General features: G+C 66.7%; 21 protein-coding genes. 17 read left to right on the forward strand and 4 right to left on the reverse strand.

The annotated features are described in order from the left end of the window. Together HDR73_RS11725 and HDR73_RS11730 are read right to left on the reverse strand one after the other, a co-directional pair. Complete coding sequence (locus HDR73_RS11725; RefSeq protein ID WP_012300394.1) at nucleotides 1–1,029, reverse strand: conjugal transfer protein; 1,029 nt, start codon at nucleotides 1,027–1,029, stop codon at nucleotides 1–3. A 3-nt stretch (nucleotides 1,030–1,032) separates the two neighbouring features. Next, on the reverse strand, nucleotides 1,033–1,275 hold the full coding sequence (locus HDR73_RS11730) for a hypothetical protein (RefSeq protein ID WP_012300393.1): 243 nt from the start codon (nucleotides 1,273–1,275) through the stop codon (nucleotides 1,033–1,035). A gap of 265 nt (nucleotides 1,276–1,540) precedes the next feature. On the opposite strand from HDR73_RS11730, the gene HDR73_RS11735 reads away from it, so the two are divergent. After that, nucleotides 1,541–2,269, forward strand: coding sequence for a hypothetical protein (locus HDR73_RS11735; RefSeq protein ID WP_012300392.1), 729 nt, complete (start codon nucleotides 1,541–1,543; stop codon nucleotides 2,267–2,269). Between the two features lie 19 nt (nucleotides 2,270–2,288). On the opposite strand, the gene HDR73_RS11740 is transcribed toward HDR73_RS11735, so the two are convergent. Beyond that, nucleotides 2,289–3,809, reverse strand: a complete 1,521-nt coding sequence (locus HDR73_RS11740) for a hypothetical protein (RefSeq protein WP_133064132.1) — start codon at nucleotides 3,807–3,809, stop codon at nucleotides 2,289–2,291. A gap of 175 nt (nucleotides 3,810–3,984) precedes the next feature. Here HDR73_RS11740 and HDR73_RS11745 point away from each other — a divergent pair, with 175 nt between their 5' ends. The 15 genes from HDR73_RS11745 to HDR73_RS11815 all read left to right on the forward strand — a co-directional run bounded on the left by HDR73_RS11745 (nucleotide 3,985) and on the right by HDR73_RS11815 (nucleotide 17,625). Then, a complete protein-coding gene (locus HDR73_RS11745) occupies nucleotides 3,985–4,320 on the forward strand; it encodes a winged helix-turn-helix domain-containing protein (RefSeq protein WP_012300390.1) in 336 nt (111 codons plus the stop codon). Between the two features lie 180 nt (nucleotides 4,321–4,500). Further along, nucleotides 4,501–5,196: an SAF domain-containing protein gene (locus HDR73_RS11750; RefSeq protein ID WP_012300389.1), complete on the forward strand. Its 696-nt coding sequence runs from the start codon at nucleotides 4,501–4,503 to the stop codon at nucleotides 5,194–5,196. Between the two features lie 2 nt (nucleotides 5,197–5,198). Next, on the forward strand, nucleotides 5,199–6,035 hold the full coding sequence (locus HDR73_RS11755; protein WP_012300388.1) for a hypothetical protein: 837 nt from the start codon (nucleotides 5,199–5,201) through the stop codon (nucleotides 6,033–6,035). Next, complete coding sequence (locus tag HDR73_RS11760; RefSeq protein WP_012300387.1) at nucleotides 6,035–7,636, forward strand: type II/IV secretion system ATPase subunit; 1,602 nt, start codon at nucleotides 6,035–6,037, stop codon at nucleotides 7,634–7,636. The genes HDR73_RS11755 and HDR73_RS11760 overlap by 1 nt, the downstream gene beginning before the upstream one ends. 131 nt (nucleotides 7,637–7,767) lie before the next feature. Then, entirely contained in the window at nucleotides 7,768–8,502 is a 735-nt protein-coding gene (locus tag HDR73_RS11765; protein WP_223842812.1) for a type II secretion system F family protein, read from the forward strand. Continuing rightward, on the forward strand, nucleotides 8,499–9,380 hold the full coding sequence (locus HDR73_RS11770; protein ID WP_012300385.1) for a hypothetical protein: 882 nt from the start codon (nucleotides 8,499–8,501) through the stop codon (nucleotides 9,378–9,380). The genes HDR73_RS11765 and HDR73_RS11770 overlap by 4 nt, the downstream gene beginning before the upstream one ends. 18 nt (nucleotides 9,381–9,398) lie before the next feature. After that, the gene (locus tag HDR73_RS11775) at nucleotides 9,399–9,614 is read left to right on the forward strand and encodes a hypothetical protein (RefSeq protein ID WP_012300384.1); all 216 of its coding nucleotides are present in this window, start codon (nucleotides 9,399–9,401) and stop codon (nucleotides 9,612–9,614) included. 10 nt (nucleotides 9,615–9,624) lie between these two features. Next, on the forward strand, nucleotides 9,625–10,041 hold the full coding sequence (locus tag HDR73_RS11780) for a hypothetical protein (RefSeq protein ID WP_012300383.1): 417 nt from the start codon (nucleotides 9,625–9,627) through the stop codon (nucleotides 10,039–10,041). Nucleotides 10,042–10,097: 56 nt separating this feature from the next. Continuing rightward, complete coding sequence (locus tag HDR73_RS11785) at nucleotides 10,098–10,481, forward strand: hypothetical protein (protein ID WP_246865191.1); 384 nt, start codon at nucleotides 10,098–10,100, stop codon at nucleotides 10,479–10,481. A 4-nt stretch (nucleotides 10,482–10,485) separates the two neighbouring features. Continuing rightward, nucleotides 10,486–10,863 carry a hypothetical protein gene (locus HDR73_RS11790; protein WP_012300381.1) on the forward strand — a complete coding sequence of 126 codons (378 nt, stop codon included), beginning with the start codon at nucleotides 10,486–10,488 and terminating at the stop codon, nucleotides 10,861–10,863. Between the two features lie 17 nt (nucleotides 10,864–10,880). Then, nucleotides 10,881–11,531: a hypothetical protein gene (locus HDR73_RS11795; RefSeq protein ID WP_012300380.1), complete on the forward strand. Its 651-nt coding sequence runs from the start codon at nucleotides 10,881–10,883 to the stop codon at nucleotides 11,529–11,531. Between the two features lie 484 nt (nucleotides 11,532–12,015). Further along, nucleotides 12,016–12,528 carry a hypothetical protein gene (locus tag HDR73_RS11800; protein WP_223842810.1) on the forward strand — a complete coding sequence of 171 codons (513 nt, stop codon included), beginning with the start codon at nucleotides 12,016–12,018 and terminating at the stop codon, nucleotides 12,526–12,528. A gap of 13 nt (nucleotides 12,529–12,541) precedes the next feature. After that, the gene (locus HDR73_RS11805) at nucleotides 12,542–15,592 is read left to right on the forward strand and encodes a LysM peptidoglycan-binding domain-containing protein (protein ID WP_012300378.1); all 3,051 of its coding nucleotides are present in this window, start codon (nucleotides 12,542–12,544) and stop codon (nucleotides 15,590–15,592) included. A gap of 13 nt (nucleotides 15,593–15,605) precedes the next feature. Continuing rightward, nucleotides 15,606–16,235 (forward strand): prepilin peptidase, encoded by a 630-nt coding sequence (locus HDR73_RS11810; RefSeq protein WP_012300377.1) that lies wholly within the window; start codon nucleotides 15,606–15,608, stop codon nucleotides 16,233–16,235. Nucleotides 16,236–16,299: 64 nt separating this feature from the next. Beyond that, nucleotides 16,300–17,625 carry a hypothetical protein gene (locus tag HDR73_RS11815; RefSeq protein ID WP_012300376.1) on the forward strand — a complete coding sequence of 442 codons (1,326 nt, stop codon included), beginning with the start codon at nucleotides 16,300–16,302 and terminating at the stop codon, nucleotides 17,623–17,625. A gap of 301 nt (nucleotides 17,626–17,926) precedes the next feature. On the opposite strand, the gene HDR73_RS11820 is transcribed toward HDR73_RS11815, so the two are convergent. Further along, nucleotides 17,927–18,625, reverse strand: coding sequence for a DUF3800 domain-containing protein (locus tag HDR73_RS11820; protein WP_158309462.1), 699 nt, complete (start codon nucleotides 18,623–18,625; stop codon nucleotides 17,927–17,929). A gap of 80 nt (nucleotides 18,626–18,705) precedes the next feature. Between HDR73_RS11820 and HDR73_RS11825 the strand changes: the two genes are divergently transcribed. After that, nucleotides 18,706–19,650 (forward strand): hypothetical protein, encoded by a 945-nt coding sequence (locus HDR73_RS11825; protein WP_012300374.1) that lies wholly within the window; start codon nucleotides 18,706–18,708, stop codon nucleotides 19,648–19,650. Nucleotides 19,651–19,970 lie beyond the last annotated feature (320 nt).

Raw genomic sequence — 19,970 nt, forward strand, 5'->3', positions numbered from 1 at the left:
CTACTTTCCTTCCGAGCTGCTAGCACCGGTTGGTGCAGGGGTGGGGGTGGCATTGGGCGTGGTAGAGACCTTCGGCGCCGCCTCGATGGCGGAGACTTCCCATCGGTTCGCGCGCGCGGTCAGCGTCAGTGCGTATGTGGCGGTCAGGGTCTGGCTGACTGCGTTCTGAGTCGTGATCGTGGCGAGAACTGCGGCGGTGGAGCCGTCCTGCGGCTTGGCCACGGGCTTGGCGTCCGCAGTGATGGAGACGGGCGTGAGAGCTGTGTACGGCGCCGGCGTGATCGCGCTGATACCCGCATTAGGAGACGTATAAGGCTCGACGGCTCCTTGTCCCGTGAGATAGGAGGTGAGGAACGACATCACGCTGCCTCCAAGCGGATCCGCCGTCGAAACCGACGCTGGGTAGTCCGTTGGCGGCGCATTGGTCGTCGAACCCGGCCCAGCGACCGGCGCGGGAAGAGTGAGGGCGGCGAGCGTGCTCCCGGAAGTGCTCACAGCGACCTGGAAATACCGCCGCGGCCAGGATGGTGCCTTCTTGGAATCGGACAGTTGCTCGTCCTTCACGTCGGCGGCGACCACGACCGTCATGAGATCCCCGGCGGTGGACGGCGTGAGAGATGCGACGGCGATGTTGCGGTACTCGAACGGTGTCGTCGACAGGCTCAGCGTCGAGCCGGCGAAGTAGTTGCTCAGCGAGGCGCTGTCGTCACGGGTTGAGCTCAGCCATGCGCCGACGTAGCCGACGGCGTACCCGCCGGCAGACTGCTGCGTTGTGCTCAACGCCGCTTCGGCCTGCGCCGGAGCGCTCTGTACCGGTGCGCTGGACGTGAACATCTGCGCACCGAGAGCGACCGGCCCACACACGACAGCGATCCCGACCAGCGCAGAGACCCCCCGGGCACCCAGAGCTGATCCGTTGGTCCACTTCGCGGACGACGGCGTCGGCGCCTTCGGCGTGGCGCCGAGCGCGGGCGCGGGCGGAGGCGTGGGCTGCCCGGACGGTGCCGAGTTCTTCTTCAGGAGCTTCATCGGTCACTCCACCTCCGGGGCCCCACGGAGGGCACGGGCGCGCTGAGTGGCGGCGCGGTAGGTGTCGGACTTGAACCAGCCGAGGACCCTGCTGCGGGTCGTCGGGCTGAACGGGTCCTCGTGGAGGTCGAGGGCGATCTCCTCGGCTTGGTCCTTCGCGGCGAGGACGGTCGCGTGGCTCTGCAGCTCGACGAGGAGCTCGTCGGTGATCTCCGGTGCGCGGGTGGCGGGTCGGTCGGTGGCCATCGGGTCTCTCCCTTCACGGGTCGGACCGATTTGGCCCGTCACCTATGAGGGGTGCGATCTGCGAGGGGGAGTGGGTCAAAAAACTTCGACGGATCTGCAGAACCCCCAGCACACGCGTGCGACCCGCATGTTTGCGGGCCCGTCAGCGCGCCAAGCGGACGAAGACACGCGTCCGATGTCGCGGGGCCAAGGCGGTACACGCGGGGGTACACGCCTCGTGAGGACCGTCGGGGGAGACCACTGACCGTCTCTCCAGGAGCGCCGCATGACTGCCACCGCCAGCCCCATCACGCCGCTGATCACGAAGCTGAACATCGAGTGGGACACCGATCTCGCCGGGCGGATGAGCGTCTACGGGGCGCTCGGCGCGCAGCGCGGCGACGTCCTGCTCGAGAGGATCCGGACTGCCACCGGCGCCGAACAGGACGAGCTGCTGCACGCTCTGCTCTGCCTGGCGCGCGAGGGACATCGAGGCGCTGAGCGAATCCTGGTGCAGGCCCTCGTGCCGGCGGCCCGACGGATGGCGCACCGCGTCCGAGCCCTCGATGAACTCGACCGCACGGACCGCGTGGGCTTCGCTCTCGGAGCTGCGTGGGAGAGCATCCGCACGTACAAGCTCCACCTCAGCCGACGTGTCATGGCGAACCTGACCATGGGAATGCTGAGCATCCTCGCGCCGGCGGCGACCGCCAACGACCGCGTGATCGCCAGCCACACGCACCCGGTGTCCGACGAGATCCTCGAGCATGTCGCCGGCGCGTGGGAGGACCCGGGCGAGAGCCCCGACGCACAGCTGGCCAACCTGTTCACGTGGGCCGTGGACACCAACGTCATCACCTCCAGCGAGGTGGCTCTGCTGAGCCGCGCGTCCCTGGGAGACGAGTCCCACATGACGATCGCTGCCGACCTGAAGATCACCGTCGACGGACTGCGCACGCGCCTGAAGCGCATTCGCAAGCGCCTGTCGATTGCGGCAGAGGCTTCGTACATCTAGCCGCCGATCGGCTCACTCGCTAATGAGAAGCACGTGGGGCGCGAACTAGAAGGTCAGGCCGCGCCAATATTTCAAGCAAGCTCAGCCACGCCAGATCCGCAATACGGGGCGACAGATCTCCGGTATGTGCCGAAAGTAAAGCGCGAGTGCGTGGCGTCGGTGCCTTATCCATTCCATGCTGGCTGTTCCGCAACACCGTCAGCCACTCCCGTGCGGCGGTGGCGAGTGGCACCAAGCTCTCGCCGCCATGCTTATCTGGCAGTAGAATCTCGTTCCCACGAATCCGTGAGACCATGAAGAAGCCGTTTTGGACGTCCTGCAAAGCCGCCACCGCGGCGTGAGCGCGAGGCAATAAGACAGCCTGGATGTCGAATGGAAGACGCGTCTCTAAGTCCGCAAGTACGGCCTGCATCTTTGACAGCGTGGTCGCTCGATCGCGGGTCAGCGTCTTGTTCAGTCCGCCAAGTGAATCGAGTGTGTGAAAAAGCGCAAGACGACGGGCGTGACCATCTCGAGAGCTGCCTATGACCTGAACCGAACGGCAAAGCTGCTCAAACGCGAGCATGCGCTCCACTGCGGATGGAGCATGGTACTGACCATCTAAAACATAATTTGCAGGTTGGGTAAGGTGAGAGAACACGATGTCGAGCTGCTTCGTCCACCAGCGCAAGGCCGCCGGATATGCGGTTGGGGGAATAGCATCCAGCCCCATGAACGCCTTTACGCCAGCAGGCCGCTCGGAAAGGGCCAGGAGGTCAAGGTCGAGGATAGGCTTCGCGCTAATGGCGATCCCGAATATAAACACGATCACCCCGCCGGGGCGTGGGGCGGTAGTGGCCCATATGTGAGGGCTGAGGCTAGTAACCAATGGTTCTAGATACGCGGAGAGGCCTACATTCACATCTTCCATGAGACGAATCGACGACGAGAAGTCGACTTCTTTGGCGTCAGGTTCGGGGGCGTGGTCTCCGGTGTGCAGCATGGCACGCGCGACGCCGTACCGTCGGCTCAGGCGATCAGTCGATTCGACTAAGAAGAGTGCTGCATGGTGAAAGTTGGAGGCACGCAAGCCTTCGGTCGCACTCGTAATCACCATGGGAAGATCACTCGCGGCCTCTGCTCCACTGACGAGTACGCGGAATATGGCCAGGGCGTGCGCAACTTCCTTTGGGTAGCGTTCACTGATCCCCTTCTGCAGCTGTCGGGCTAGTTCCCACGATCCACGATTCTGGGTGATATCGTCGTGATACCTCAGTCGTTCGGCGACTCGGTCGTACCCACGCGGGTCGGAAAGATCCGCAGCCAAACCAAGCCTAGATGTGCGCACTAAGTTGGGCTTCGTGCCGTTGACGCTTTCTATAGTTCGGCCCATATAGGCGTCACCGGTGCGCGTCAAGTCCCAGGCAACAAAGGTGCTCATGTCATCAGGTACGCCACCAAAAAACCAGGGCGCAACGTGAATCGATACCGGATCGGCGCGCAATTGAGACAAATCGGTTGGCGAGTCAGGAAAGCGAGGCAGCACGTTCTGTCGGTCCATGTGGCAAGTGTGGCACTTCGTCAAGCAAAGTGGGCTCGCGTGGCCGTCCCGCCTAAGCGACGTTTCATCGAAATACTCGGCCTGCGTCGAAGGCGAAGATACGGTGGCGTTGACGCAGAGGGCCGCAGGTGGCGGGGCTGGGGTCATGGCGCGACGCATGGGGGATGATGGATCCATGACGGTTGGAGACGAATCGGCGAATGCGCCGTACCTCGCATCGTCAGCACGCGCTCTTGGCTACTCCGAGACGCGTGCGCGGATCCTCCAGATCGCCTTCCGGGATGGCCCCTGTACTGCGACGACCTTGATGAGTGAACTCGGACTCACCCGGGCGGGTGTCGAGGCGCACATCAGGCCGCTCGTCGCTGCGGGCTTCCTGATCCCGGAGCAAGATCCCGACGTCGCCGGCCGCGGTGGTGGTGGGGGCAACCGGCTGCAGTGGCGAGCCGATGCGACCGCCTTCGACGGGGCTGTGGACGAATACCGACGCACCATTCGCGGTCCGCTCTAGCCTGGCATCTTTCCAGGAACACGGCGCTTGTGGAAAAAACCACAAGCAGCCTAGACTGCCGTCGATGCAGCTCCCGGGGGAGCCGTCGACGGGAGGCACAGAACTCGTGGGGGCAAATTTGACCCACTTCACTCGTCGGAGGCCACCCCTTGTAGGTAGGACCCACGAGAGGACAACTTGGTGACTGTCACAGACGCCGTTCCCGCCACGAGCGCCACCGCCACCCGCGCACCGAGCTCAGCCGCGCGGGCGGACTCCATCACCCCTGTGCGCGTGAAGCGACCGTGGACATGGAAGGCGGGTGCCATCGCGCTTATCGTCGCTGGCGCACTTGGCGGGGTCTTCATCTACTCCTCCAACTCGAACAGCCAGCAGGTGTTCGTCAGCAGCCGCGACATTGCTCGAGGGCAGATCATCAGCCAGACCGATCTCGGCACCCTCGACATCTCGCAGGGCCAGAACACCCAGGGGATCCCGGTCGCGGATGCCGCGGACGTCATCGGGCAGACCGCCACCGTCGACCTCCCCGCCGGCAGCCTCGTCACGTCGTCCTCCGTGGCGCCGGCCCTCAGCGTCCCCGACGGCAAGGCGCTCGTTGGGCTGACCCTCAAGCGCACCCAGCTCCCCGCACAGGCGCTCGTCGCCGACGACCATGTCGCGATCGTTCCCGTCGCCGCCGATGCGGCTGCTGCTGCTACAGGAGCGGTCACCAGCGGGTCTTCTGCCGTCGCGGGAGACGTCTCGGCCACCGCGCGTGATGAAGCCGCCGACACCATTACCGTCGACGTCTACGTGCCCGCGACGGCCGCAGCGGACCTCACCAGCCGGGCAGCTGCCGGGGCCGTGGCGATCTACCTCACTCCCGAAGGGAAGTGATCGTGACCGTCATCGCCTTCACCTCCTTCGCCGGCTCGCCCGGCGTCACCACTGCCACGTTCGCGGCTGCCGTCTACTGGCCACGCCCGGTCATCGTGTTCGAGGCCGAGACCCACAACGTCACCTCCGCCATGGCTGGGTTCTTCCGCTCCAACCTCCGCCCCGAAGTCGGTGGCCTCGACAAGGTCGCCGTCGCCTTCTCCCGCGGCCTCCTGACCTGGCAGGACCTCATCTACCCCGCATGCGGTCTCGCCATCGCCGTCCATGAGCTCCCCGAGATCCCGCAGACCCCCATCCCCGCCATCCCCGCCCAGCACCGCATGTGGGTCGTCCCCGGGTTCTTCCAGCTGGGCATCGTCGACGGAGTTCAGGGTCTCTGGGCCAGATTCCCGAGCCTCTTCCGATCGCTGAGCGAGGCCGGCTTCGACGTCCTCATCGACCTCGGCCGCATCGACCCCGAGGACATCCGCCTCCCAATCCTCGACGGCGCCGACCAGGTGCTCACGATCGCCTCGAGCACGATGGTCGACCTCAACCGCATGTACCGGCGCCTCCAGCTCCCCGATCTCGCAGATCGCCTCGACGGCGTCGGACGCGCCGAGAAGTACCGCCTCCTCCTCACGGACGCACCAGCCGAGCCCATCCCGGCCTCCTCCTTCGACAAGAACGTCATGCCCGTCCTTGCCGTCCTCCCCTTCGACCCCGACGGCGCAGCCGTATTCTCGCTCGGCCGACCTGACCCTAAGCCGCAGCGCAACTCCTACCGCCAGGCGATCCGTCGCGCGGTCACCGCGATCGACGAGCACAGCACCAGCGACCTCGACCGGAAGGCAGTGTGATGACCGACGAGACCGCACCCGAGATCGACATGAGCCAGCGCCCGTTCCTCGCCGACCTCACCAGTCCAGCCAACATCCCTGTCACTCATCGCCCTGCCCCGACCGGCCAGGCGCACCTCTTCGCCGCCTCCACCAGGCAGCCCACGCTCCACCTCGTCGATTCCGCGGCTCCTGAGGCCGAGGCTCCGTTGTCGGCCGACGAACCTCTCAAGCGGCCCCGCACCCCCGAGGCGCGGATGCGTCTCGAGGCGGTCGCCGGTCCCGGAGCCAACGCCATCGACTGGCGCCAGGTCGACCGGTTCGTCAAGGCCTTGGACATCGACACGGCATCCAGCCGCAGCCGCCAGGACTTCGACGTCGCCACAGCGTCCGCAACCCCTGAGACTCCCTACGAGGAGAGCGTCCTCGCGCAAATCGAGAAGCGCGTGAAGGAGCACGTCCGCCAGGTCGGCATGAACAGCGGCCCGGAGAAGGAGTGGTCCGATGCCTTGAGTGCTCAGTACGTCCAGGCCGTCTTCGACTCGGTCTTCCGATACGGCCGGCTCCAGCAGTACCTCCGCGAGGAGGACGTCGAGGACATCTCCATCGTCGGCCACGACAACGTCATGGTCACCAAGACCAACGGCCGCAAGGAGCGACGCCCCGCCTGCGCCGACAACGTCGACGACCTTGAGCGGATCATCTACGACATCGCCAGCTGGCGCGGCCGCGCGTTCAGCCGACCCTACGGTCGCGTCGACCTCGACATCGGCGGCGCCCGCTTCGCCGGCGTCGGACGCCCCAACAACTCCGTCCCCAACATCACCATCCGCAAGCACAACCACGTCGACATCGACCTCGACAACCTCGTCGAGCTCGGCACCATCACGCCCAAGATGAGACAGCTCCTGGACGCGCTCGTGCGCGCCAACCTCTCCGCCCTCGTCTCCGGCTGGGCCGGCACCGGCAAGACCACATTCCTCCGCGGCTGGATGTCCGCCGTGCCCCGCGACGACAAGATCGTCACCATCGAGACGGAACGCGAGCTCTACCTCGGAAAGCTCGCCCACCGCCACGCCCAAGTCCAGGACTTCGAGTGCGTCCCCTACGCCCTCGCCGGCACCGACATGGAGGCCCGCTTCACCCTTGAAGACGCCTTCCTCGCCGCCCTCCGGTCCTCCGCCAAGCGCATCCTGTTCGGCGAGATCCGCGGCCCCGAAGGACCCATCGCCATCCGCGCGATGAAGGCCGGCATGGGCTCCATCTCCACCATCCACGCCCGCAACGCCGCTGACGCACTTGACCGGTTCGTCGACATCCTCATGGAGGAACAGCGCCTCAGCGACGATGCATCACCCATGCGCCAGGTGCTCCGCAGCATCAACATCGTCGTGCACCTCGACACCATCACCACCGCGGACGGCACCAGCCGCCGCATCGTGTCCGAGATCGCCGAAGTCATCGCCCAGCCGAACAAGCAGATCCCCATGGCCGCGCGTCTGGTCGCCTGGAACTACGACAAGCAGCAGTACGACATGCCGGAGAAGCCCAGCACCGACCTTGCCGCGACCCTCCGTCGAGCCGGTCTCGACGACGAGTTCTTCTACACCGGAGCGAACTGATGGCACTCCTCGCAGCACTCGCTGGGGCTGCAACCGTGGGCGGCATCCTCGTGCTGATCCGTGCCTTCCAGCCCGCGCCCCCGCCGCGGCCCCGCTCTCAGCGCCGAGCCACCCGACCCCTGTGGTCCAAGGTGAGCACGAGGACGAAGGCGAGCCTGCTTCTGGGAGTTGTGGTCGGCCTCATCAGCGCAAGCCTCTCCGGGATCATCGTTCTCGTCCTCATCGCGCCCGTCGCGTTCGTCGGGCTCCCCCTACTGCTCAGCAAGCAGGACACCACCGAGCGGGACCTGCTGTCCGCTCTCGAGGCGTGGACCCGGAGCCTCGCCGCAACAGCAGACACCGGCACCTTCACGCTGCGTGAGGTCATCGACCTCAGCCGCACCGCTGCACCACCAATCCTCCGCGTCACGGTCGACCGGCTGAACAACCGCATGTCAGGGTCCTGGTCCAACACCGACGCGCTGCGCGCCTTCGCCGACGAACTCGACAGCGCGTGGGCAGACGAGGTCGTCATCTACCTGATCCAGGCGGCCGAGTTCAACGCCGGCGGCCTGTCGACGGCCCTCGAGGGGCTCGCCGACAACCTCGCCACCCAGGTCAAGCAGCGCCGCCTCATCTACAACGAGCGCGACAAGCCACGCCGCACCCTCGTGCAGATGACCGGCATCGTCGGGTTCGTGCTCGCCTGCATCGTCGTATTCTCCGGCTCACCACAGCTCGCGTCCTTCTCCACGCCTCTCGGGCAGAGCATCCTCGTCGTCATCATCGGTATGTTCGCGCTGATACTGGTGTGGGCGAAGTCCCAGAGCAAGACCCTCCCGGACGCCCGCATCATCCAGACCATCTCGGATGGAGCGCGCACATGAGCCCCGCGCTGATCGCGCTCCTCCCCGGCGCACTCATCGGCCTTGGACTGGCCGTGCTCGTCCTCCAGCTCGCCCCCCGCGTCATGCTCGCTGACGACGCGCTCACCCGGCTCGGCGACCTCACCGCCGCGCCCACCGTCACCACTTCAACCCGCGCCGACCGCGCCGGGACCTGGATCAGCCGACGCATGCCCAACGTCCGCGGCTTCGCTGCCCCAACGAAGGAACTCGACCTCCTCGAGATCCCGGTCAGCACCTTCTACGCGCGAAAGCTGCAGCTGGCAGCCATCGGATTCATCGGGCCCCTCTTCCTCCCCATCGTCTTCCAGCTCGCTCTCGGATTCTTCTTCCCGCTACCGCTCCTCCTCAGCCCGGCCCTCGCGCTGGTGATGTGGCTGTCGCCCGACGCAACCGTCCGCACGAAGGCTCGACAAGCGCGACGTGAGTTCACCCGCTTCGTCACCGTCTACCTCGAGCTGGTCGCCGTCACCCTCCTCGGTACAACCACCCCTGACAGCGCCTTGAGCAAGGCGGCGAGCCTCTCCGACACCTGGGCCTTCCGCCGGATCCGACGCGAGTACCAGATCGCCGACCTCACACGCGTCTCGAAGTGGGACGCACTTGACCGGCTCGGCGAGCAGCTCGAGGTCCCCGCCCTGACGGACATGGCACGGATGATGCGACTTGGCGAAGCCCGGGTCGGTCTCCGCGACCAGCTTCGCGCGGCCTGCGACAAGCTCCGTGCCAAGGTCGCCGCAGACGACCTCGACGCCGCAGCCCGGGCCACCAGCGCCATGACCTACCCCGTACTCGCGACGCTCATACCGGTCCTCGCCCTTGTCCTCGTCCCCCTCGTCCTCCAACTGACCACGATCTGAGAACCGAAAGGCACCACCATGAGCAAGCTCAACGACCTCGTCCTCACCCGGATCGTCCGCATCGACACCGGACTCCGCACACGCCTGGAGGACCTCCGCTCGAACCCCGAGTCCGGCCTCGATGACGTGCCTACCAAGGCGATCTTCATCATCGGCGGGGTAGCCCTCGGGCTCACCATCATCGGCCTCGTCACCGCCTGGGTCACCGGTTACCTCGGCAAGCTGCCCGGCTAAGGCCGCCACCATGACCATCATCAAGAGGCTCGGCTCGCCCCGACATGCGCTGGCACGACTCCGCGAAGACGACGGCTATGCCGGCGATGCGATCGTGCTCCCGGGCATCGTGCTGATGGTGTTCTTCGGCGTGCAAATCGCACTCTGGTTCCAAGGCACGAACATCGCCCAGAGCGCCGCCACCGCGGCCTACAGCACCGCGCGCGCCTACCAGGCTGACAGCGACAGCGGACGCGCGGCGGGCGAGCAGGTTCTCACCCAGGCCGGGGGATACCTCACCTCGCCCAACGTGAGCGTCGAACGTGCCCCGACCACCGTCACCGTGACCGTCACGGGCCGCGCTCTCTCGCTCATCCCAGGTGTCACCCTCCCGGAAGTGTCCCGCACGGTCACAGGACCCATCGAACGATGGGTCCCCGCGTCATGAACGCACTACGGCGAGCGCTGCGGGACGAGCGCGGTGAGGTCGAGGAGGTGCCTGCGGTGGCGATCGTGCTCGTGGGCGTGATTCTGCCGTTGATCGGGGTGATTATGTTCATGGGCCGGTATGGGACGGCGGATAACACCGTCGCGAGCGCTGCGGCTGCGGCTGCGCGCGATGCGTCGCTCTCCCGCACTGCCGTGGAGGCGGTTCCTCATGCGAAGGCGGCGGCGGTGCGTGCGCTCGAGGGCAACGTCTCGTGCGCGAGCCTGGATCTCTCGATCGGGGGGAACGGGCTCAGCACGCGGCTGGGGGAGACCGGGACGGTGACCGCGACCGTCCGGTGCACGATCAACACGTCGGATCTGGTGTTCCCGCTGATCCCCGGATCCATGACCATCACGCAGACGGCCACGAGTCCCGTGGACCCCTACCGAGAGCGGTGACGCGATGAAGTTCATCCCCTTGATGACGATCCTGGCCGTCGCCCTCATGATCATCGCGGGCGTCGTCGTAGATGGGGACGGGAAGACGCGGACCGTGGAGCAGTCCCTGACCGTTGCTCAGGGAGCTGCCCGTGCCGGTACGAACGCGGCGACCGGCAACGCGGTGAACGGTGACGCGTTCACGCTGAGCTCGGCGGCCGCGGTCCGGGCCGCGGACAACTACATCGCAGCTGCGGGCGCGACGGGCGACGCGCACATCGAGAACAACCAGGTCGTCGTCACCGTGGAAATGAAGTACGTGCCCAAGATCCTGAGCTTGATCGGGATCGGGCCCATGCCCGTTCACGCTTCCGCATCCGCTCGACTCGTCGACGGCAACTGAACCAGAAGGACGCAGACATGATCATCACTCGCAAGCACGCACCGCTCGTCGCGGTGGCGCTCACCGCCGTCGTCCTCCTCACCGGATGCACGTCGGGGGGCGGCGGGAGTCCCGCGACTAGTGCGGTCGCGGAGCCCTCACCCGCTCCGTCCCCGACGCCGACCGCGTACCAGCCTCTGAGCGGCCCCGGCCAGACGGATCCGCCGGCGAGTAGCGAGGATGCTTACGTCGCCGCGGACCGCACGGTCAAGGACTTCGTGGCCGTGCAGTACGAGATCCAGGCCGACGCCGGAGCTGACCCGAACCGGATCGATCCGTTCGCGACTGGAACAGTGCTGATGCAGGTCAAGAGCGTGGCGGCGCAGCTGGCGGAGAAGAAGGGCACGGTCACGGGTGCACCGATATGGACGTCTGATGCTTCGACGACGACGTTCGGCGAGCTAACACCCGCAGGAGGCGCGCCCATTGCGAACGGCGTCGTCTACCTGAAGGGCTGCCTTGACATCTCGAACCAATCCGCTTCGAATGCGGATGGCTCGCCTGCGCCCGTTTCCGACCAGAAGGTCGCTCCCGTCCAGGCCAACGTGCGATACATCCCGGCCGAAAAGTCGTGGAAGGTCTACGAGACCTCGAACATCAGCGGCCAGGCAGGAGCGCCACAGTGCTAGGTCGCGTGCTTCGAGCTATGGCGGGCCTTGCGGTCATAGTTCTCATCTCGTTCTACGCGGCTCCTTTATCGGCATCCGCGAATACGTGCAGTATCGGTCTCGTCACGTCTCGTTGCGACGTTACGATTCCCGGGACGGGTGATCCTGCGCCAACTCCAGGGGCGGGTGGTGGCGGTGATCAAGGCTCTCCGATCGGGTTCACGCCTGGGCCGCAGACGTGCAAGTTCGGCGACACCGAGGTGCCGTGCTCGACCGGTGACGGGGCGTACAGCAGCACCGGGAGCTGCACCGGCTACATCAAGGTCGCCGATCCTCAGACGACGCCGCCGTCGGGCAAGTCGGCCGCCGTCGGGGCCTGGTACAAGTGCACGCCGTACTGCCCCCCGGACCTCGGTGAGGGGTGCTTCGGTGCCACGTTCTGGTCGGATACCCCCCCCCGGCCGGCGTCGTCCAGTACACCCCGGCGCAGGCCGCGGCCGCGCTCGTGAAGACGTTCCAGCTCCGCGGCATCGACATCGGCATGGCGCCCGAGAGCAAGGTCCACAGCGACGACCCGCCGAACACGGCGCCCTACCGGCGCACGTGGGTCGGGATCCCGGTGTGGCTCTGGGTCAACAACCCCGCCCCGCTCAGCTACGGGCCCTACACGGAGACGGGCACGCTCGGAGGGACCACGGTCACCGCGACCGCGAAGGTGTCCTCCGTGACGTGGAAGAGCGGCGACGGTCAGAGCGTCACCTGCGGCGCCGGCACCCCTTTCAACCTCGCCGCCATGAAGGACCAGCTCGCGCAGGACTCCCCGACGTGCGGCTTCCGCTTCCAGAAGACCTCCGGTAGCGGCGAGTTCACGATCACCGCGACCAGTCACTGGACCGTCACCTGGACCGGTGGCGGCACCAGTGGACAGATCGCCGTCCGAGACACCTCGAGCAGCGCCATCGTCCGCGTCGGCGAGCTGCAGTCCGTGAACACCAACACCGTCAACCCCTTCGGCTAGAGAGGCACCTCTGATGCGCAAGATCCTCACCGGACTCGGCTCGTTGATCGCGCTCGTCGCGATCATCGGGGGAGTGCCCGCCGTTCTGCTGATGGCGGCCGGCAACCCGATCCCCACGCCCGACCAGCTGCACAGCATCGTCACGCTGACCCCGGACTACGGCAACGTCATCCTGCTCACCCGGATCCTGCCCCTCGTCGGCTGGGTCGCGTGGGCCCTGTTCGCGATCCCGATGCTGTTCGAGATCGCGGCATCCATCGCCGGCCGCACCACCACCAAGCGCTCCTGGGCGTTCAAGGGCCAGCAGCAGCTCGCGGCCACGATGATCGCCGCCGTCCTCGTTATGTTCGCCAGCTCCGGCGGTGTCCAGGCTGCTTCAGCAGCCCCCGCCCACAGCGACATGGCCCGCACGACCGCGAGCGCCCCGCAGGCGCCCGCCACCGTCACGGCGCCCGCCACCGCGACGGCCGCAGCGCCCGCAGCGGCGTCTCCGGCACCGGTCGCCGCGGCGCCGGCCACCGTCGACGTCCAGCACACGGTCGTGCACGGCGACACGCTCTGGGACCTCGCCGAGCACTACTACGGCGACGGCGCCCGCGACGTCGACATCTACAAGGCCTCCGCCGGCATCACCCAGCCCGGCGGCGCCCACCTCAGCAACCCCGACCGCATCCTCCCGGGCTGGCAGCTCGTCATCCCGGGCGTCGCCGCGCCCCAGCCCGCCCCGACGCCTGAGCCGGCTGCCGCGCCCGCACCGGACGCCGGCAGCACCAGCGGCGCGGCCGCGTCGACGTCGTCCTCGTCCACCGCCGACGTCGGAGCCCCCTCCGACCTCGCCGGAGGCGCTGGGGGCGGCGGCGCCACCGTCCAGGACGCGGCGCCGTCCACCCAGACCGAGACCGAGGCGCCTGCCGCGGCGCCGTCCGCCGCGCCGGCACCAGCCGCCGCCGCGCCCGCACCGCCCGTCGATGCTGCGGCGAGCGCCGGCGCCACCGCTTCGGACGACGTCGACCTGAGCATTCCGCTCACGACAGCGGGCGGCATCGGCGCGTTGCTGGCCGCGGCGTTGCTGGCCGCGTTGGGTCGTCGGCGCCAGATGCAGCGTCGGAAGCGTCAGCCGGGGACTCGGATCGCGATGCCGCAGAAGCCGGCGAGCGAACTCGAGCTAGAGCTGCGGATGGTGGAGGACCCGCTCGGGATCACCGACATCGACAACGCGCTGCGTGGTCTGCAGATCTGGGCTGAGGACACCGGCAGCGCGTTGCCGGAGCTGTTCGCCCTGCGCCTGGAGAAGTCGGAGATCGCGCTGTACCTCACCGGTCCCGCGGAGCTCCCGGCCCCGTTCGTGAAGGCGCACCCGGACGGAACCGCGTGGGTCATCACCCCGGGGACGGCGCTGACGCCCAGCAGGGATTCCGTGTCGCCGTACCCGGCCCTGATCACGATCGGCGTCGACGAGCGCGACGGCGTCCTCATGCTCGATCTCGAGCAGATCGGATCCCTGAACATCACCGGCGACGACGCCACCGCGCGCGGCCTGTTGAACGCCATGGCGGTGGAGCTCGCCGAGAACCCGTGGTCCGACCAGATCCAGGTCACCCTCGTGGGGATGCCGCACGGGCTCGCCCGCGACCTCAACCGGTTCCGGGTGCAGCACGTCGACGACGTCGACGCGCTTGTGCGGAACATCCGCCACGACCTGCAGGAGCGCGAGCACGCGCTCGCGTCCTACGGCATCGGTGGTGTCCACGCAGGCCGCGTGCACGCGACCGAGGCGGAGTCGTGGGCGCCGCACATCGTGATCCTCGCGGAGGTGCCCTCGGAGGAGAAGCAGACCGAGCTCGCGGAGCTCGTCGACCGGATCCCGCGCCTGGGCGTCGCGACCGTGTCCAACGGGGCGACCGTCGCCCGCGGATCCACCATCGAGCTCAGCTCCCGGACGAGCGCGCAGCTGGTCTCGGCCGGCGGCGCAATGCCGCCGCTCCCGTTCGCCCCGCAGCTCCTAGACGGCGAGGAGCTGCGCCTGATCCAGCAGCTGTTCGACACCACCCAGCACGAGTCCGTCCCCGCTCCCGCTCGCGTCGACGAGATCCCGGCCACGGCCACCGTGCTCGCGGACGCGTCGACGGAGGAGGCGCACGTCGACGTCGTGGCCGACGCTCCCACCGAGGTGCCCGCGGACGCCCCGGACGCCGTGGACGTCGTGCTCCATGACCAGGACGAGGCACCGACGCAGGCGGTGGCCGAGGCTCCGGACGAGGAGCTCCCCGCAGCGGCCGCGGCCGCGGACACCACCGCGGCCGAGGACGAGGTCGTAGAGGAGTCGCCGAGCTGGCCGGCGCCGTACGTGCGCCTGCTGGGCCCGGTCGACGCGCTGCACCTAGCCGACGAAGACGCGATGCCCGGCCGCGGCGTGGAGCTCATGGCGTACCTGCTGCTGAACGGCCGAGTCGAGGGCCGTCAGCTGCAGATGGCCTTCTGGCCGGACACCAAGGACGCCTCCAACAACCAGCGCGGGCTCGCGAAGAAGGTGCGCCTCGCGCTCGGGCACTCCCCGACCGGGGAGCTCCTGCTGCCGGAGAACGTCAACCACCAGGGCTACACGCTGCACCCCGCGATCCGCAGCGACTGGGACGACTTCCGCGACCTCATCGGACCGGACCTGAGCCGCACGTCGAACGAGGACCTGGTCCGGGCTATCAAGCTCGTCCGCGGGCAGCCGTTCAGCGGATGCAACACCGTCCGCTGGTGGCAGTGGATCTCGATCCCGCTCGAAGAGATGATCGCGGCCGTCATGGACGCCGCCGACGAGCTCGGCCGGCGTGCGCTGGATGAGCGTGACAGCGACCAGGCCCGCTTCGCCGCGCGGGTCGCGCAGTCGGTCGACCCGCTGAACGAGGCAGGGTGGCGTACCGAGCTCCGCGCCGCGATGCAGACCGGCGACACGGACGAGTTCCGGCGCATCGTCGACGCCATGTACGCGCGCGTCAGCGGCACGGATCCCGACTACGAGCTCGACGACGAGACCCAGGACCTCGTCACCGCCGGCGACCGGCAGCAGTAGAGGAGCTGGGGGAGTGGCCACGGACGCACACGCGCCCCTCGAGGACGCACGCGTGCCCCTCGAGGACGCGACCGCGACCGTGGCCCTCCCCGCAGCGCCCCGCGTCAACCGGTGGAGCCTCGTGGGCGCCGGCGCGCTCAGCGCCGGGATCCTGCCCCTCTACGCCACGACCCCCGACCACCGGGCGCACGCGGTGACGCTGGTCGTGATCGTGGCCGCATTCGCCGGCACCCTCGCCGTCATCGACGTCCGCACGCTGCGGCTCCCCAACCGCCTCGTCGGGCCTCTCGCCGTCGTCGGCCTGGTCCAAGCGATCGGCCTAGGCATCCTGACCGGCGACGCCACGCAAGCCCTCGTACCGCTCGGCGCCGCCGGCATCACCAGCCTGCTCTACCTCGGCTGCTGCCTCGCGAAATGGATGGGCTACGGCGACGTCAAGTACGCCGGCGCACTCGCCCTCTCGATCGCCATCTACGCCGGCTGGGCAGCGATCTACCTCCTGCCCATCGCGTTCACGATCGGCGCGATACAGCGCATCGTCGAGCACTTCACCGGGCTCGGACGCACCGGCGGCCGAGCTCACGGACCCGCCATCACCCTCGCGGGGATCGGGATCCTGCTCCTGTTCACGGGCCCCGTGTAGTCCCGCCACCGCTCACCCCGCTTCACCCGCAGACGCCGAGCCTGTGCTCTGAGACGATGGCGACGTGCCCCTGAACATCGACACGACGCAACAACTGCGATCGTCACCCCACCTTCGCAACCTCGTGCAGGCCGTACTCGACGCCCACGACGCCGACGAGCAGCACTACGTGGAGTGGAAAGGGAACCTCGACCTCAAGACGAAGGAAGCGCACTTCAGCATCGCCAAGTGCATCCTGGCCATGTCCAACCGACCCGTCGAGCTGGCGAAGGCCTACTTCAACGGCTGCGGGTACATGGTCATCGGCGCAGAACCGGGGCACATGCACGACCTAGAAGTCCCAGACATGGCGGACCTGGAGCCGTGGGTCCAGCGGTACACGGGACCAGAAGGCCCCACCTGGACAGGTCACACGGTCCGCATCGACGGATCCACCGCCTTGGTCATCACCGTGGAGCCGCCATCTGATGGAGATCGCCTACATCCGCTCGTAAAAGAATCTGGTTCCTATCACGCAGGAACGGTGTTCGTGCGGCATCAGGCCCGATCGGCTCCCATGAATGTCGCCGACCTCAGAGCCCTTGAGCACCGCCTCCTCGCCGGATCCGCCGGCCCCGCCGCCATCAGCGGAATCGAGGTGGAGCCAAACATCAAGGGCGCTATTCAGATAATCGAAGTCGACTCGGACCTCATCGACAAAGTGATCGACCGCGAGCGTGAAGCACTCAAAATCAAACGTAAAACGTCCACAAGTGGTGCGGGCATGCTGTCCGCGCACAACCGCATTGACGGCAGGACAGAATCGGATTACAGGAACGCTCGGACGCAATACCTATTCGACCTACGGCAGGCGTTACCAGATCATGTTATTCACTCTGCTCTCGAGCGACGACAAGGTGAACTACGCCTGCGGGTAACGAATACAACAAGTCATCCAATGAGTGACGTGATGATTCGCCTTCAGGTAGAGGGGGACGTGCGAGCATTTGAGGAGGCTATTGACGTAGACGGCGACCTGCCAGACAGGCCCGCACCACCAAGTCCAAGTGATGCCTTTGCCAACATGCCCATGATGCATCACCAGGCGTCGTTGCTGAGGGCCAGTGACTTCGGGCTCATGCAAAAAGGTGTCGAAGTCGCGCCTGGCGGACGACAGATCACATTTCGAATAGGCGCGCTTCACGCCTCAGAGTCAACCACAACGCCTACATTCGTTCTCCTAGCCTGTGTTAATCAAGCGTCACTCGAGGAGGAGCGGTACGCACCAAGACGCGCCACCGTGCAGATCTCCTCAGGAGAGAGGTCAGGAGTGCAGGAAACGGAGCTGGTGCTGAACACCACGGGCGTCACCTGGAATCTGAATGAACTGATCGAACTCGACCTTCGATGAGCGCGCGAGTCGCGGCGAGCGCTCGCCTGGTACATGAGGGGGGCGGGATCTTCCCCGTGGATGCGGATCCCGTTGTGCTCTTCTCGCGTCGCGGTCGGGGCGCCGGCGCGGCCCGCGGACGCGCAGGGGAGCAGGAACAAGCGCTCGTAGCGGCCGGTCTGGATGTGTGTGAGCGACGCTCGGGGGCCCTGCGATCGGGGTAGTGCCTACCTAGTAAGCGTGAGTATGATCGTGTACACGACGGGCCGGTATCCGGAACGTTGTCTGCCGAAGACCTCGCCTTGCGCGAGGTTTTCGTGCGTTAGGGGTCCCAGCGCCAGACCTTGTAGATGACCGGCTCGAGCGTCTGCCAGAGCGCGCGCACCGACTTCGCGACGCGCGGATCTGTCTCCGTGTGAGCGTCGAGGCGGCGGTAGAGGTAGGCGATGCCATCCGCGGCCTGTAAGCCCGGCATGCTGGCCGAATCCTCGAAGGCTAGCGGCGGGACGACTGCCTGCAGCGTGCTGCTCTTGTACCCGGGTGTCCCCGCGATCTGGTATCTGACCATGTCCTCGGCGTGCGCCACCTGGCCGGGCACCTCATCGGCCACGATGCGCACCGTCGTCACGCGTTGCCGCGCGTACGCGTTCACGTCCTCCAGAATGTGCTGCAGCACGACTCGGTGCGGCGGGTCGGGGTACTTGTACCGGGCGTTCAGTCGAGGAACATCGACACCCCGCACGACGACCACCGCCGGGAGGCCGGCCAGCTCCGTCATCCACTGCTGCATGATCCGAATGCGCGCACGGACGGCCTTCGATACGGGCTCGAACCCATCACGACCTGTCATCAACGAGTGCGCGTGCATCTCGGTCCCGCGCGAGATCCCGAAGCCAGCGATGAAGTCATCCATCCGGCCCCGTGCCTCCTCGAGGAGTCCGAGATCAGCCTCATCGATGATGAAGGCCACGATGTAGTAACGATCGTCGGTATAGGACTCGTCCAGGTAGGCAAGCAGCACCCGCTCATCATGGCACCGCACGCACATCTGTTCGCGAACCTCGGCGCCCGCTCCTGTCTGCCGTGGGCTAGGTTTCGATCATGGAGCACTCGGAGATCGCCGCCAGAGCGGTACGGCCCACTGCCACGGACCTACTCGAGGCCCGTGAATGCATCATGCGTAATCTCGACAAGGCTGACTCCGCATCATTCGTTCAAATCCGCGCCGACATGCTTCGCGCTCATGGTCTTACTTGGAAAAACGACGGACGCGTTGACTTCGAGGGCACGCATGGTCATCTTCTGGGTCTCAATAAGTCCGACCCGTTGCTGCAGCAGGAACGAATCAACTACGCGCTCCGTGAAGTCTTTGCTCAACTGGTGGCCGAAGGGGCGCTGCTGCCCGTCGAGGCAAACGGAAACGCTCCTGCAGTCGGATCCGTATACGTCCAGAACTCGAGCGGAACCACATCGTTCGACTACGAGCACCACTACGCCCAATTCCCGCAGGCTGGTAGGTGGAAGAGCGCAGCGTCTCCGGCGCACCGATCCGCACTCGCCAATGTCACCCTGCCCGAGGAGCTGCCCGAGCTTCTGGGTCCCCGGGGCGTTCAGGTTCTCGCTGAAGCCATTCGATGCTTCCACAAAGGACTATTCATCGCGGCAACTGATCTCCTGGCCGCTGCCAGCGAAGCGGCCTGGTTCAAACTTGGCGGATATATTGCTGACGATGCGCAACTGGCTGACCTCGTAAAGTCGGGCACCAATGCAGCAAAAGTCATCGAGCGGACCGCCGACTCAATACAGCGCACACGAGCCTGGAATGCTCAGCAGCTCAATGACCTGCGCGCACAGGCTGCCCATCTGCGTGATCTCCGAAACTATGGGCTCCACCCCATCGGCGTTTTTGACGACGATAGAGAGCCCGCATTCGGCGAAGCGGGCTGCGCAGTCCTCTTCATGGCCGCGCCCCGCTACTTCCGAATACTCGAGCAAATCCGGCAGGTTCTTGCGGCTCGAGCCAATGCGGACGCGCCAACGGGCTAGGGTGTCGCGAAGCGGGCATGACGTGCTGCTGGAGCTCGTCTCACCCGCGGTCCCTAGCCGCCCGGCCAGGTCTTCCTGCGCATGGCGCGCCAGCGATGCGGCGAGCGCACCGACCTGCGCTGCGCGGATGGCAGGGCCGGCCAAGCCGCGCTGGCGGGTCGGAGCCTCCTGGCGTGCGCTGTGCTCTTCGACGTCGGCTGCGAATTTGACCCACTCGGTGCTCTAGCTGTACTGGGTCATGACGTTGGTGACACTCGGGCCGCGGGCGTGAGCCCGTGGCTCGAGTGGATCCGTTCAGTGTTGTAGTGCTCGATGAAGGG

It is taken from the genome of Clavibacter sp. (assembly GCF_014802555.1).
Taxonomy (GTDB): Bacteria; Actinomycetota; Actinomycetes; order Actinomycetales; family Microbacteriaceae; genus Clavibacter; species Clavibacter sepedonicus.